The 13,816-nt window shown below is 39.6% G+C and carries 14 protein-coding genes; 5 read left to right on the top strand and 9 right to left on the bottom strand.

Features of this window, described 5'->3' with window-relative positions; all coding sequences use genetic code 11:
- Positions 1 to 1,419: a RagB/SusD family nutrient uptake outer membrane protein gene (locus tag B4G94_RS24635; RefSeq protein ID WP_286862723.1), complete on the top strand. Its 1,419-nt coding sequence runs from the start codon at positions 1 to 3 to the stop codon at positions 1,417 to 1,419.
- A gap of 21 nt (positions 1,420 to 1,440) precedes the next feature.
- On the top strand, positions 1,441 to 2,553 hold the full coding sequence (locus B4G94_RS24630; RefSeq protein ID WP_286862721.1) for a thioredoxin domain-containing protein: 1,113 nt from the start codon (positions 1,441 to 1,443) through the stop codon (positions 2,551 to 2,553).
- 129 nt (positions 2,554 to 2,682) lie between these two features.
- Here the strand turns inward: B4G94_RS24630 and B4G94_RS24625 are convergent, their stop codons facing one another.
- The 4 genes from B4G94_RS24625 to B4G94_RS24610 all read right to left on the bottom strand — a co-directional run bounded on the left by B4G94_RS24625 (position 2,683) and on the right by B4G94_RS24610 (position 5,335).
- A complete protein-coding gene (locus tag B4G94_RS24625) occupies positions 2,683 to 3,594 on the bottom strand; it encodes a response regulator (protein ID WP_286862719.1) in 912 nt (303 codons plus the stop codon).
- A 5-nt stretch (positions 3,595 to 3,599) separates the two neighbouring features.
- Positions 3,600 to 4,370: a sensor histidine kinase gene (locus B4G94_RS24620; protein WP_286862717.1), complete on the bottom strand. Its 771-nt coding sequence runs from the start codon at positions 4,368 to 4,370 to the stop codon at positions 3,600 to 3,602.
- Between the two features lie 117 nt (positions 4,371 to 4,487).
- Positions 4,488 to 4,886 (bottom strand): hypothetical protein, encoded by a 399-nt coding sequence (locus B4G94_RS24615; RefSeq protein WP_286862715.1) that lies wholly within the window; start codon positions 4,884 to 4,886, stop codon positions 4,488 to 4,490.
- 11 nt (positions 4,887 to 4,897) lie between these two features.
- Entirely contained in the window at positions 4,898 to 5,335 is a 438-nt protein-coding gene (locus B4G94_RS24610; protein WP_286862714.1) for a helix-turn-helix domain-containing protein, read from the bottom strand.
- A gap of 689 nt (positions 5,336 to 6,024) precedes the next feature.
- Here B4G94_RS24610 and B4G94_RS24605 point away from each other — a divergent pair.
- The 3 genes from B4G94_RS24605 to B4G94_RS24595 are packed head-to-tail and all read left to right on the top strand — an operon-like array spanning position 6,025 to position 12,008.
- Positions 6,025 to 9,366 (top strand): SusC/RagA family TonB-linked outer membrane protein, encoded by a 3,342-nt coding sequence (locus tag B4G94_RS24605; protein WP_286862712.1) that lies wholly within the window; start codon positions 6,025 to 6,027, stop codon positions 9,364 to 9,366.
- A gap of 6 nt (positions 9,367 to 9,372) precedes the next feature.
- Positions 9,373 to 10,737, top strand: coding sequence for a RagB/SusD family nutrient uptake outer membrane protein (locus tag B4G94_RS24600; RefSeq protein ID WP_286862710.1), 1,365 nt, complete (start codon positions 9,373 to 9,375; stop codon positions 10,735 to 10,737).
- Between the two features lie 5 nt (positions 10,738 to 10,742).
- A complete protein-coding gene (locus B4G94_RS24595) occupies positions 10,743 to 12,008 on the top strand; it encodes a TlpA family protein disulfide reductase (protein ID WP_286862709.1) in 1,266 nt (421 codons plus the stop codon).
- Between the two features lie 98 nt (positions 12,009 to 12,106).
- Here the strand turns inward: B4G94_RS24595 and B4G94_RS24590 are convergent, their stop codons facing one another.
- From B4G94_RS24590 to B4G94_RS24570, 5 genes are all read right to left on the bottom strand, one after another.
- On the bottom strand, positions 12,107 to 12,334 hold the full coding sequence (locus B4G94_RS24590; RefSeq protein ID WP_286862708.1) for a hypothetical protein: 228 nt from the start codon (positions 12,332 to 12,334) through the stop codon (positions 12,107 to 12,109).
- Between the two features lie 34 nt (positions 12,335 to 12,368).
- Complete coding sequence (locus B4G94_RS24585) at positions 12,369 to 12,512, bottom strand: hypothetical protein (RefSeq protein ID WP_286862706.1); 144 nt, start codon at positions 12,510 to 12,512, stop codon at positions 12,369 to 12,371.
- Between the two features lie 88 nt (positions 12,513 to 12,600).
- Positions 12,601 to 13,020: a hypothetical protein gene (locus B4G94_RS24580; protein ID WP_286862704.1), complete on the bottom strand. Its 420-nt coding sequence runs from the start codon at positions 13,018 to 13,020 to the stop codon at positions 12,601 to 12,603.
- Positions 13,021 to 13,029: 9 nt separating this feature from the next.
- Entirely contained in the window at positions 13,030 to 13,215 is a 186-nt protein-coding gene (locus B4G94_RS24575; protein WP_286862702.1) for a hypothetical protein, read from the bottom strand.
- The gene (locus tag B4G94_RS24570; protein ID WP_286862700.1) at positions 13,196 to 13,816 is read right to left on the bottom strand and encodes a hypothetical protein; all 621 of its coding nucleotides are present in this window, start codon (positions 13,814 to 13,816) and stop codon (positions 13,196 to 13,198) included. The genes B4G94_RS24575 and B4G94_RS24570 overlap by 20 nt, the downstream gene beginning before the upstream one ends.

Here is a 13,816-nt window from a genome sequence, read left to right as displayed (position 1 = left end):
ATGAAATTAAGATTTAAACTATACCTTTTGGCCCTTTTTATTTCGTTGTTCGGAATAAATGGTTGTGCAAAATACACTGATTTTGTACCCAAGGGGCAAAACTTGCTCAATCGTGCCGATGACCTTGATCAGTTGATGAATGTAAATTATTCTGGTAATCTCTTTAACATGAATAAGCTTTCTCTGATTGTCAATGACATGTATCTACTGGCATACAATGTACCTAATGTGATTTCATCCAATGTATTGACCATGGATAAAGTGCTGTTGACTTATGACGAAGCTGCCGACCGTGCAGCGCTTACACCTACTGATGCACGATACGACGGACTTTATAAAAACATCGCCATGGTCGCCAATATTGTATTGGCGAACGCCGATCAGGCCAGCGGGGACAAAAAGCTTCTGGAACAGCTCAAAGCGGAGGCTTATGTGCTTAGATCTTTTATGCATTTCCTTTTGGTCAATATGTATGCGAAAGCGTATGATCCTGCCACGGCATCAACAGATGGCGGTATTCCCTACGTCACTGATATTAACTTTGAGAAAGAGAATGCCAAAGTAACAGTACAGGAGGTTTACGATAAGATGCTTGCAGATATTGATGCCGCATTGGCAGCAGAAGCATTGCCTGATCGGCCTAAAAATAGCATGCGGTTTGGGAGGGGATTTGCTTATGCTTTGAAAGCAAAAATTTTGATGTCTCTACGCAATTACAGTGGTGCATTAGAAGCCGTAAATAATGCGCTGGCAATTAACAATACATTGGAGGACCACCGCTATCTGCTGTCCGAACCGGTAATGGCCAATCGTGTTCTGAGCCGAAAGGGCCTCACTGCCCCGGATAATTTGTTTTATGCATTTTCTAATACATTCGATCCATCTTTGCTCACACCTACTTATGAGATACTAAAAGATTACTATGAGCCTGGAAATATTATTAAAGACTATACCAATGTCTATAATTACCAATATGGAATGATCTATGTTGGGCTACCTGATATTCCTGCCTGGATTGCGATTAGTTATGAAGGAAATAGTGCCGGAATGACCGTGTCAGATCTCGTGCTTATGAAAGCTGAGTGTTTGATCCGCAGCAATAAACTTTCAGCTGGTATGGAAGAAATTGAAAAGATCCGGGTCCGTCGCATTGCGCCAGAAGTGTATGCTCCACTCGTGGTTAAAGATGCCACCGAGGCGATGGCTTATCTGAAAAAAGTCTCACGGATAGAATTTTTATTTACCTGGCGCAATTTTGTCGATGTAAAGCGCTGGAATACCGAAGCGGCTTATGCGGAAACCATCAATAGAACTATTGGAGGTAAGACCTATGTCTTAAAACCTAATTCGCCGCTATGGATCTTGCCATTTCCACAGAGCGCCACCCAGTTTAATACAACACTCACACAGAACTATTAATAAATACAAAAACAAATAATAATGAAAAAGCATTCTATAATAAGCTGCATCCTGATCTTCACATTATCAATGTTTGCTATTGGCGGCTATGCACAGACAAGTGGAAAGTTAAATGTAGGTGATCCCGCCCCGGCAATCAGCTATTCGAAGTGGTTGAAAGGGAAACAGTTCGACTCGTTTGATCCAGCGCAAATCTATGTGATGGAGTTTTGGGCTACCTGGTGTAGCCCTTGTAAAGCAGCTATGCCTCATCTTACCGTTTTACAAAAACAATATGAAGGTAAGATTACCTTTGTAGGTGTCAATGTATGGGAAAAGATTCCAAAAGGTCAGTCTTACGAAACGGTAGTTCCGGCGGTGGAAAAATTCGTGCGTGGGAATGATGCCAATATGGGTTATAGTGTTATTGTCGATGATAAAGACCAGGGTATGGGTAATAAATGGCTGCGGGCAGCTGGGCAAAACGGAATACCAGCGAGTTTTATAGTCAAAGAAAATCATATTATTTGGGTTGGACACCCCGGTCAATTGGATTCTATCATTCCACAAGTATTAGGTGGGTCTTATGATATGAAGGTGTTCAAGGAAAAGTCTGATAAAGCTGCTCAGAAGGCCCGGGAGGAAAGTGAGGCTATGATGGCTATGTTCAATCCAATTCAGGAGGCTTTAACAGCTAAAGATCACAAAAAAGCATTTGAGTTAATGGATAAATTGGTTGCTGAAAAGCCAGACTTTAAAATTTCCATGAGCCTTCTTAAATTTAAGACATTGTTGACCGATGTAGATGAGAAGCAGGCCATTGCCTTTGCCACAGAATTTCAAAAAGAATATAAAACTGCACCATCGTTATTTCTGGGAGAGGTGTATAAAACAGATAACCTTTCCAAAGATACCTATGCATGGGTGGCAGACAATTTTGGCAGCACGGCAGAAGTGAACAATCCATTGATTTTAGATGCATTGGCAACTTGTTATGCAAAAGCTGGTCAGTATGCAAAAGCGGCGGATAATCAAGCTAAAGCTTTAGCGATAGCTGAAAAAGCGCTTAAAGACGGAGAAATGGTAGGTACCGTGATGGATTATACAGTAGAAGAATACAAAAAGAAATTGGCTGAATATAAAAATAAGATGTAAACTCAAAAAATAAATAATGGGTATCATAATCAATTATGGTACCCATTATTTACGATGAGGGCATAAGTCCCGTGTAAAAATAGGTTGAATTGTCATATCTTTAACGGTTTAGATCCTCGTCAATTAGTTTCAATTGTTCTTAACCTGGTCGTCGATAATATTTTTAAAATCTTCTAGTTTATTCTCTGACAGAATTAAAGTCAAGAATTCAGTATTAGATAAGAACAGAATTTTATATCCATCTCTCGAGTCTCGCATTGCTTCCAAATAACTAGTCTTTGCAAACCCTCCGGTCGTGGCTATGATACCGAGTTCTGATAGTCCATTTGAATTTTTCAATTTGTTGGAAAATACAATAAAGTCATTTTTTCCGACTTTATAGTCCGGCTTATTCTTGCATTCAATCAAAAAATATTTTCCAAATTTATTTAAAAATGGATCTTTGGTTTCATTTCTTACTATTAAATCTACTTCGTTTCGTGAAGTATCTATCACACGTTTTTTTAGTTCACGGTACCCCATAGAGCCGAATAAAAGACCGAGAAATCTTTCAAATAGTATTCCTTTTTTGAAAGTATCTTGTTCATTTTTAGCATCAGAATAATATTGCATTAAGCCGCTGTTATACAATGATATATTCTCATCTAACTTTTTGTAGTAATCATTTATGACTGGCTCTAGTTTTTCGGCTGTTTCAGCTGTTTTTGCACCTTTATTTATAACATCAAGAATTTTACCTGTTTTTAATATACCTTTCAGTTGTTCAAAATACTCCTCTTTATAGGCAGAGATTATGATGATATGTGCAATTGGGTTTAACTGGAAAATTCTTTCAATTATTTCGATTCCATCGATTCCTAGCTTATCCATTCTAAGATCCACAACAGCTAAGTTAAAGAAACGATTCTCGATCGCTGCGAGTATAGTTTCTTTTTCATAATAGCTTTCAAAGTTATAGCCACTTAATTTTTCGGATAAGCTTTTTTTCAAAGAAAGAGCCTGAAGGTTTTCGTCGTCTATTATTAATACAGTTTTATCCATGATTTTTAAAGTGGTATTTGAATAACAAAACATTTATTAAATTTGTTTTCATCACTACGTTCAAGTTTGATGGTACCATTAAATTTCTCACACAGATATTTTGCGTGGTTAAGGCCAATCCCAGATCCTCCCGTTGTTGAAAAGTTAAAATTAAAAATTTTGTCCACTATTTCATCCGTAATTTTTGTTCCATTGTCATATATTTCTAAATTTAGTATATTATCTTTAATTCTGGCATCTAAAAACAGTCTTTTTTGCTCTTTTAAATTTTCTGTAGCTTTTACAGCATTCACGATAAGATTATTTAACATTTGTAGCATCGCCTGAAAAGGAAGATTCACTTCAGTATTGTCGTTACTATTATAGTTTATTTTATAATCAATTTCTTCTTTTTCTAGATTTGATGCAACTAAAATTCTTAGAGCGATAAATAGATCGGAAAATTTGAATTTAGAGTTTTCAGCATGTGGAATGAGTTTGGAAAAATTTCCAATTATTGAACTTAAAGAATCGACGTTTATTTGGATAGCATTTTTTATATTTTCGTCCAATTGTCCTTCGTATAGTTCAAGGATACTATTTAGGTTAATGATAATATTTTTAATATCATGTCTTGCAAAATTTCCTAATAATTGGTAATGCTTTTCATTTGAATCTGTTATTAGAGTAATTGTTAGTTTCAATTTCTCAAGCTCTTCCCTTGTCCTTTCGATTCTTTTGGCTTGAACCTCTGGGTTATGCCTTGGCTTGGGTATATATTGTTTTTTCTTTGTCATAACAATAGCATTAATATTGGCTTTGTTCTTTATTTAAGAGTATTTGGGGGTATAAATGGTTTTTTTATTAAAATGCGAGCAACAAATAGGGAAGTCATCCGCACCTAAAGAGCAAAATTACTTTTGCTCAATCATTTCAAATATTTTTCTATTCATTTCTGTGACATTGTTTATTAATGCTAGAATAGCATCATTCTGTTTTTCGTTCACTCCAATGAAAGTATGGAAGGTAGAAGCATTAAGGATAGTTGCGTTTTCAATACCACTAAATGTATGACTGGAAGTTTGCGAAAGGAAATGCAATGGATCTTTCTTAAATAATCGAGCTCCTTTCTCAATTAATTCAATAGTAAATTTTCCATTTCCTTTTTCTAGGTTTTCATAATCTTCCTTTAGAATTTCCAACCCCTGCGCGGTTTCTTGTGTAGTCAAACCAGAATTTTGCCTATGTAGATAGAATTCGAAACCTATTCTTTTGTGATCTAGTTCTATTGGCTGTATATTTTTTTCTTCCATTATCAATGTGATTATAAATTATTCTTAGGCGTTTCAGTATTTTTATTATCTAATTTTTCTAACAACAACATCATACGTTCGTTTAATTTTACGACATTATCAATCAAAAACAAAATTGATTCATTTTGTTTTTCACTAGTTCCATGGAAATTTTGGAAATGAGACGCATTGAGAATAGTCGAATTCGTAATTTGAGAGTAAAACGTATCTGGTGCTGTAGACAATATCAAGAGCGGGTCTATGTCAAAAATTATTGCTATTTTTTTAACAAAATCAATCGTAATTTTTGTTTCTCCGCGTTCATATTTGGTATAAGCAGCTTCCTTGATACCAAGCTGTTCGGCAACATCAAACGCTTTAAGACCAGCAATCTTTCGTTGAATATAAATTTTATGTCCTATTTTTTTGTTATCCAATTCTAAAAAGGGACGTTTGTCTTCATTTGCCATAAGCTACAAATTTAATCATTCTGAATTATTGAAGTTTAATTGGTAAGTAGTTTTTAGCTACTTTTTATAAGGGTAAATATACTAAAAAAAATAGTAATATTTACCTTTTTTATTTACTTTTGTGTATAAATAATTATTGAAATAGATTTAAAAATCAAAGTAGTAAAAGTTTACTTGATTTAGTAACTTTGCAGAACTTCAATAGAAAGAAATGAAGCTTCTGCTTCGAGTCTTGTCCTGGAAATTGGAACCTTCGTATGGAACACAAGATGAGAAGTAAGAACTCCCATGCTATAAGTATGGGGTTCCCTTCTTATGTGTGTTCAAGGGCGTTCCAACCCTCCAGGACCATAGGTTGGGGCTCCATGCTTATAGCAATTATACCCCACCAAAAAGACTCGTTTAACCAATAGAAACGAGTATGAAAAAGCAACTTTACAAAAATTTAGTCCGTTCTCCAGAGTAGCTCTCGAGGCGAAAAGTCTATATGACTTTTTCAATCGTAAAGAGCGTGACGACCCCTACTATATACCTTTGAAAATAACCATTCAAACGCCCTTCGATTTTTTATTAACCTTTTTATTTATTTGTGACCTAAGCTAGGCTTAGGAGCAAAGGCGATGCGTTTGTAAGTGTCAGAGAAGGATTTCTAATCCAAGCAGGTCACAGCCCCATTAACACCTTTAAAAATGACTCATTTTTACAAGGGTGGGAGTGAACTGCCTATTGGTATACAATGCTCCTGCCCACAATTAACTAAATCGAACCGCTTAAAACTAACAATCCTGATCTGGGGTATTGTAATGTTTTCTATGTTTAGTTTATCAGCTCAGTCGCCCCGCAAGGACAGCGGGGCCGATGGGCTATATAATTTGCAAGGCACTGTAGTTTCAGCTCCAGATGGAAAGCCTTTGCAGGGGGTATCTATACGTATTGAGTCCCAGAAACAGCGGGCATCATCCAACAAGGATGGTAGTTTTACACTTCCAGTCAACCATAGAAACGGGGTAGTAAAATTTACTTACATAGGCTACAAGCCCCTTGAAGTCGAATTCACTGCGGGAGTATCATTAGCTGTTAAGATGATACCGCTGGAGAATCAATTGGAGGAGGTGGAAGTAGTCTCCACAGGTTATCAAAAGATCCCTAAAGAAAGGGCGACAGGTAGCTTTGAATTCGTTGATAATAAACTGCTCAATCGCAAAGTATCCACCGATTTTGTGAGTCGGCTGGAGGATGTGGTGCCCGGGCTTTCCAGTGCAAAGATGTCCCCTGATTTGAGGGGAAATTATTTAAATATCAATGTCAGGGGCGAAAGTACCTTATCGCCAGACAAGTTCCCCTTATTGGTCATCGATGGTATCCCTTATGAAAGCAAGTTTGCGGCCTATGGCTTAGCGAATTTTAATAATATCAATCCTAATGATATAGAAAATGTTACTGTACTAAAGGATGCCGCGGCGGCATCCATCTGGGGTGCACGGGCCGGTAATGGTGTCATTGTAATCACTACTAAAAAAGGCAAGTTCAATGAAAAGACCAATGTTGATTTTAATATGAATGTCAGCATAAAAGAAAAGCCTGATCTCTATTATTATCCACAGATAGGAACTTCGGACTATATTGATCTGATCGGCGATCTGTTTAAACGGGGTCGATATAATGCTACGCTCGGATATTGGGGCAATAATGTGGAGCCGATCGTACAGCGAATGAAAGACCAGAAGGATGGCAAAATCTCCGAAGAACAGCTAAAGGCTGAACTAGATCAATTAAGGGGTTACGATATGCGCGACGATTTTCTCAAATATATCTATCGAAAGGCAATCAATCAGCAATATAGCGTACGGATTAATGCAGGTGGTGAAAAAGTCAATGCTTCCGCAGGGGTAGGATATGACAAGAATTTGAATGAGCTGGTGACCTCAAACTATAATCGGATGAATCTACAGGGCAACATGCAGTTTAAGCCAATACAAAATCTGTTGATCAATCTCGGGCTCACCTATTCTGAATCAAAAAAGAATGATAGCTACTATGGGGTGGGATACAATGCATTGGCCAATGGCATAGCTAATGCACCTTATATGCGGCTTGCAGACGATAAGGGAAATCCCTTGGAAGTATACATTCCCGCATTCAATCCTACTTTTCAGGATACCGTCGCTGGGGGACGGTTGCTTGACTGGAGTTATAAACCCTTAAAAGAGCTGCACGATTCAAGGTCAGAACAGACCAACAGAGAAATCATGTCCAATCTTTCCGTGCAATATGCATTTCCGTTTGGACTGAGTATTCAGGGGTTATATGCGTTTCAGCGTAATATAAATCCTATTGTCGAGTGGAAGGGAATAAATACATTTCAGCAGCGCTTTGAAATCAACAATTTTGCAACTTGGGACGATACGCAGGTGTATTGGAATATGCCTGTCGGAGATTATCGATATGAACTGAATGCTTCGAGTTTTTCCCATCAGGGAAGGTTGACAGCAGATTTTAACAAATCTTGGGGCAAAGGACATCAAGTGTCTTTGTTGGCAGGCTTTGATGTCCGTGAGGTGGGGCAGGATATGCGTGCTTCTCAATATTTTGGCTTTGACCCTGAGGATGGAACATTTCAGCCTATGCAGCTGGGACGCGAAATACAGATGATGAATGGACTGCTCGGTGTGAACAATCTGCCTGACCGGAATGTCTTTGACCAGCTTCGAAATCGCTTTGTTTCGTACTACGGAAACGGATCGTACAGTTATCTGAAAAAATATATTCTTAGCGGTAGTTTCCGAAAGGATGCTTCTAATCTTTTTGGTGTGAAAAGTAATAATAAAGGACAACCATTCTGGTCGCTGGGCCTTGCCTGGGTGGCTACAGAAGAGGATTTTTTTAAGAATAGCCCATTCTCACTGATAAAGCTACGCTCCACATTTGGGTACAACGGCAATGTGAATAACACCATATCGGCCTATCCGGTAATGAAGGTAGAGACCATTCCGAATGGTACGACAGGGCAGAATTATGCGCAGATCAATATACCGCCAAATCCCAGATTACGATGGGAACGGGTAGGAATCCTCAATCTGGGATTTGATTTTGGGCTGAAGGGAAATAGGTTGAATGGAAGTGTGGAATACTATCATAAAACGCCGAAAGATTTGATTGCAGACGGACAGGTGGATCCGACAGTGGGTTTTGCATCACTCATGATGAATGTCGCAAACCTGGACACCAAGGGCTGGGATATTTCACTTAATGGAAAGCCTTTTGTAACCGGGGACTGGGAATGGAACAGCAATTTGGTGTTCGCCTATAACCGTACAAAGGTGGTCAAAGCATTTCTTTCAAATGATAATGCGCAGTACAATGTGAGCAAGGCGCTTTCTTTTCAGAAGACACCTATAGAGGGGATGGATCTGTATAGTCTCTTAACGTATAAATGGGCGGGGCTGGATCCGGAGGATGGGGCTGTCAGGGCTTACTTAAATGGAGAGGTCTCGAAAGATTACATTGCCATACTAAATGCCAAGGTATCAAGCTTAGAAAATCATGGCTCACAGATGCCGTTATATTTTGGTTCGTTCAGAAATAGCATCCGTTTTAAAAATGTGGAGCTTTCCTGGAATATATCTTATCAGCTGGGACACAAATTTATCCGTACTACGTTTAATAATTATTCCTTTTTAAATGTTGGCGCCGGTCATGCTGACTACGCCTACCGTTGGAAAAATCCGGGCGATGAACAGCATACGGATGTTCCTGCTTTTATCTATCCGAGTAATTCTGCGGCAAGCAATATTTATGTGAGTTCATCTGCATTGGTTGAGAATGCCGGACAGATCAAACTGCGTGATATCCAATGTAGCCTGCAGCTGCCTCAGTTGACTAAATATGGTTTTAAAAATATGAGAATTTATGGCTACCTACAGCATGTGGCGACGCTATGGCGGGGCAACAAAAAAGGGATAGATCCTGAGTATGGTAAGTGGATACCGGATCCGATGATGGTCTCCTTTGGTCTTAATTTTAATCTTTAAACAGTTATGATGATGAATAGAAATTTTATTTTGATCCTTGCAGTACTGGCTTTGTCAGTCATTTCCTGCAATAAATACCTGGATTTAAAACCTGATATTAAAATGGCCATACCCAATACACTGGAGGATGCCAATCTATTACTGAATGATTATACCAACCTGAATGGTGGTTATCCCATATGGGGCGAAATTGGAACTGACGATTATTATCTGACCAAAGAACGGTGGGAATCAGCTTCCAATGTCGAACAGCGCAATGCCTATCTGTGGACTGATGAGCCTTATTTAGATATTATGCAATGGCAACGCCCTTACAAAACGGTGTATATTGCCAATCAGGTGTTGGATGTTCTTTCCAAACTCAATCCCGCAGAAAATACCAATGAATACAAGCGTCTGACTGGTGGTGCTTTTTTTTATCGGGCATTTGCCTTACAGCAATTGGCTGCGGTCCATTGCCCTGCTTATGTAAAGGCGCAAGCGGTAAATGAGCAGGGGCTTCCACTGCGTTCCAGTCCAAATCTGGATGAGGTATCCAAGAGATCGTCCCTACAGGAAACTTATGCTCAGATTATCGCTGATTTCACAAAGGCTGCTGCCGACCTTCCAGAAGTTGAAGCAGTAAAGGGACGGCCCTCAAAAGCTGCAGCCTATGCCGCGCTTGCAAGAGTGAATCTTGACATGGAAGATTTCGTCAAGGCTTATCTATTTGCAGATTCCTGTCTTACTTTGAGTCCGGATCTTCTGGATTACAACTCCCTCAAAATCACAGATGCATTGCCAATTCCGAGGTTTAATGTAGAAGTACTGTTCCCCGCGTTGAGTGTAAACCTTGGGATACTCGGTGCGACGAACGCCCTGATCGATACCTCATTGTATCAGTCGTATGATATGAATGATTTGCGAAAAGCTATATTTTTTAGAAGTAATGCTAACCCTTCAGGATCCTTTTATTTTAAAGGAAGCTACGATAAGAACGCTGCTACAATGTTTGTGGGTATTACGACAAGTGAGGTTTACCTTGTCAAAGCGGAGGCGGCCTGTCGGATAGGGAAAGTGAGTGAGGCACTGTCGGCATTAAATACCTTGTTAAAAATGCGCTGGAATAAAAATGCTTCAATCGAAATCAAGGAATCGGATCCAGATAAGTTGCTGAAAATAATATTGGATGAGCGAAGACGGGAGCTGGTATTCAGGGGACGGAGATGGGCGGATCTGAAAAGATTGAATCTGGACCCCAGATTTCAAAAGACACTGGAACGGAGAATTGGAAATGAGGTCTACAAACTGAACGCAAATAGTGCACGGTATGCTTTTAGGCTTGCGGAGCCGGTGATTAATATCGGCGGATTAGATCAAAATAAACGATAATTAAAATGAAAACAACGAAAAGTAATATTTTAGTCTTTATACTATTGTTATGCTGTGCTTCACTTTGTGCACAGCCAAATTTTAAGCCAGATTTTGCAAAAAGTTTAAAAATAGGCGACTCCTTTGTCGCTCCACAGGAAGTCTTGTCCATGCGGGGTGATGGCAAGGTCATCGACTGGGGAAAATTGGAAGGAAAAGTTATCTTACTCGATTTTTTTGACTCCTTTTGTGCGAGCTGTATTAAGATCATGCCGAAGCTACAGAAACTACAGGAGCAATATGGCGACAAAATAAAGGTGATCACTGTGACTTGGCAAGATAGACAGACGATGGAAAAGTTATTTGCAACAAATGCCTATCTGAAGGAACATCAGGTTAATCTTCCGGTGATTTATAATGACAGCTATTTAAAGGGGCTGTTTCCGCATCAAGGTGTGCCCCACGAAGTACTTGTATACAAAGGTAAGGTGCAGGCCATTAGCTCTAGCGAATTTATCACCGAAGAGACCTTATTGAAGCTTTATAATGAGGGTAATATCGATCTTCCTCTTAAAGACGACTATGGAAAAGCTGATCTTTTTCATAAGACAGATCTAAATATTGAAAAATTAAAAGCTGGTGTAATGATTTCAGGATATCAAAATGGTGTTCCCTTTCAGGCTTGGGAATTTGTGCAGGATACTGTAACCGGGCAATATAAGAGTTCAACCTATAATAATTCATTGTTGGCCTCGTTAAGGGCGCTCGCTAGCAAGGCAAAGATCAATACCAGTATCTATATGCCCAGAAAAGAAAGAGTCATATTAAATGTTAAGGACACGAGCATTTACGATGATTTTGAAAGAAAAGGCTTTGAGTCATGGCTTATTAAAAATGGATTTTGCTATGAACGATACGACCCGTTTGGACGGTCAGACTCTGCTCAGGCAAGGATAATTTTGGAGGATTTTAAAAACTTCTTTGGTATAAATGTATTCGAGGCAAAACATAAGATCAAGACATTGGTACTCAAACCATGCTCACCAGCCAAAGGCACAAGGGTAATGGGAGCGAAAGTCACTCGAATAAATACAAGCGAAGCCTTGGTGCTTTCCTTGGATTATTCAGAAAAATTTCCACCTGCTAAAGATAAGGTGAATTATAAAGGGATAATAGAATTGAACCCGTTTGATACACTTGAGCAATTAAATCGTCAACTGATCTATTATGGTATAGAAGCTGAAATTGGTATGGAAGAGATAGATGTGCTGGTCATTGAGGAAAGCAAATAGTTTATAGGAGTTTTCACCGTAACCGTATTTAATAATAAAAAGAAGGATCTGGTGCGTCAGATCCTTCTATAATGAGCATTGCTATGCTATCCACTCAATTAAGCTGGACGAACTTTTAATTTCACATTTGTGGTGTTTGCCTGATTGTTCAAAGCTTGCACCATTTCCGAAAGGATGTTTGTATCCAAATCGGGATGACCACCGTTATTAGTAGCTTGGATAGCACACAGTTGCTGTGGTGTCCCTGTACAAGATGGTTGTGAACTCGATAATGTGTAGTCGGCCGGATCAGCTGGATCCGAGCCCGTAAATGAAAACCATGCCATAATGACTCCGTTCTTCGATTAAAAATATCATAATTTACTCCAAATTGGTCACGCCCCATTTCTGGAACGGCTGTGCTTTCTCCAATCCAGCAGCCAGCAGCAGCGTTTTAATTTCCCCCAGTACCCCTTCGGGAAATACCGCAAACTTATTCCGAAACCATTTCCTATTTTTTCCCATGTCTTAGATCTATTAATTTTTCTTCTTTCGTTAATTCAAAGATATAGCAGGATTTTTAGCCAAAACACCGCCACCAGGTGGCGGTAAATTACCTGCGACGCACGTATAATCGCTTGGCCCGTTGAATAGATCGTACCGACATCTTTAATAGCCGGGCCTGCTGGCTTTGACTAAGGGCATGATAGAGCTGCGGCAGATGATCCGCAAAATAGAAATAACGATCAGTGGATATAAGCAATGAATCCATCACCCGCAGATGGTCCAGCTGATATTTTTTCTTATTGACCAGCAGATCAATCAATGTGTCGATGGCTTTTTCCTGATTGCGGTGGGGGCCTATGGCTTTGTAGGGGATCTTGAGGACTAGTCCCGGTTTTAAACAGACAATATCACCCAAAGCGGGGCTTCTGCTAAAAAAATGCATGGTCGTAAAAAATCCCATATGGGGCAGGGCCACGGTCATAATCAGTCGTTCGTCCCGATCAGGACAGTAACGTTCTTTTGCCAATAAACCTACTCATACAATATAGAGTGCGGATTGCATCTGCGGTGTTTCCGATAGGATCTGACCTCTGGTCATCGGTATAATCTCTCCATTTTTCTGCAACCAGCGCTTATGAAAATCTTCGAGACCGGGATGGAGTTTTTCCCAATAGGTATAAAGGGCCTGAAGCGCATCTTTTTCAGAGTAGTATGTTCCCATAGTCAAAGCGTTGGTATAAAAATGCAATAGCGCGAAGTTTTTCAATCTTCCATTTGTTAAGCCCGGTATAATGCTGGATTTCATTGCTGCTCAAAAAATCAATATATGGACCATATTCTTCCAGAAAAAAGAGAATACGTTCGTTTTGATCAGGTTGAGCTTTCAAAAAACTGGAAAAGCAATGTTTGGAACGATAGCACATCTCCAATTGCTCGAGCCATAGCCTTAAGCTATGGGAAGTATCAATGATGCAATGCAGTTTATCGAGTGAGATCTCCAGCAACCAGGTAGGTAGAAGGGCACGGGTCCTGAACTTGTATGTGGCCCGGTTGTAAACCCAGAGGTCGTCAGGCATTAACAGTTGGACTAACGAAGAGGGTTGCACGCTGCGTTTGCTTCGGTAATATTCTTTGAGTAGACCGTGCGCGAGAAAGAATAAGCAGGGAATGGGTTGATCAATGCGCTGCCCGGGCGGGATGTAATGGACGGTAATTGCATCTGTCAATTCGTCCGGATAGCTTGGCTGTGGCACGCCGCTCTCGTGTAAACGATGCAAAAAATAGGGGAGCAGACGTTCCTTAATAACTGATGGTTTGTTCAT

It is taken from the genome of Sphingobacterium sp. UBA7625 (assembly GCF_002484085.1).
GTDB classification, from domain to species: Bacteria; Bacteroidota; Bacteroidia; order Sphingobacteriales; family Sphingobacteriaceae; genus Sphingobacterium; species Sphingobacterium athyrii.
This window is presented reverse-complemented; position numbering and strand designations above follow the sequence as displayed.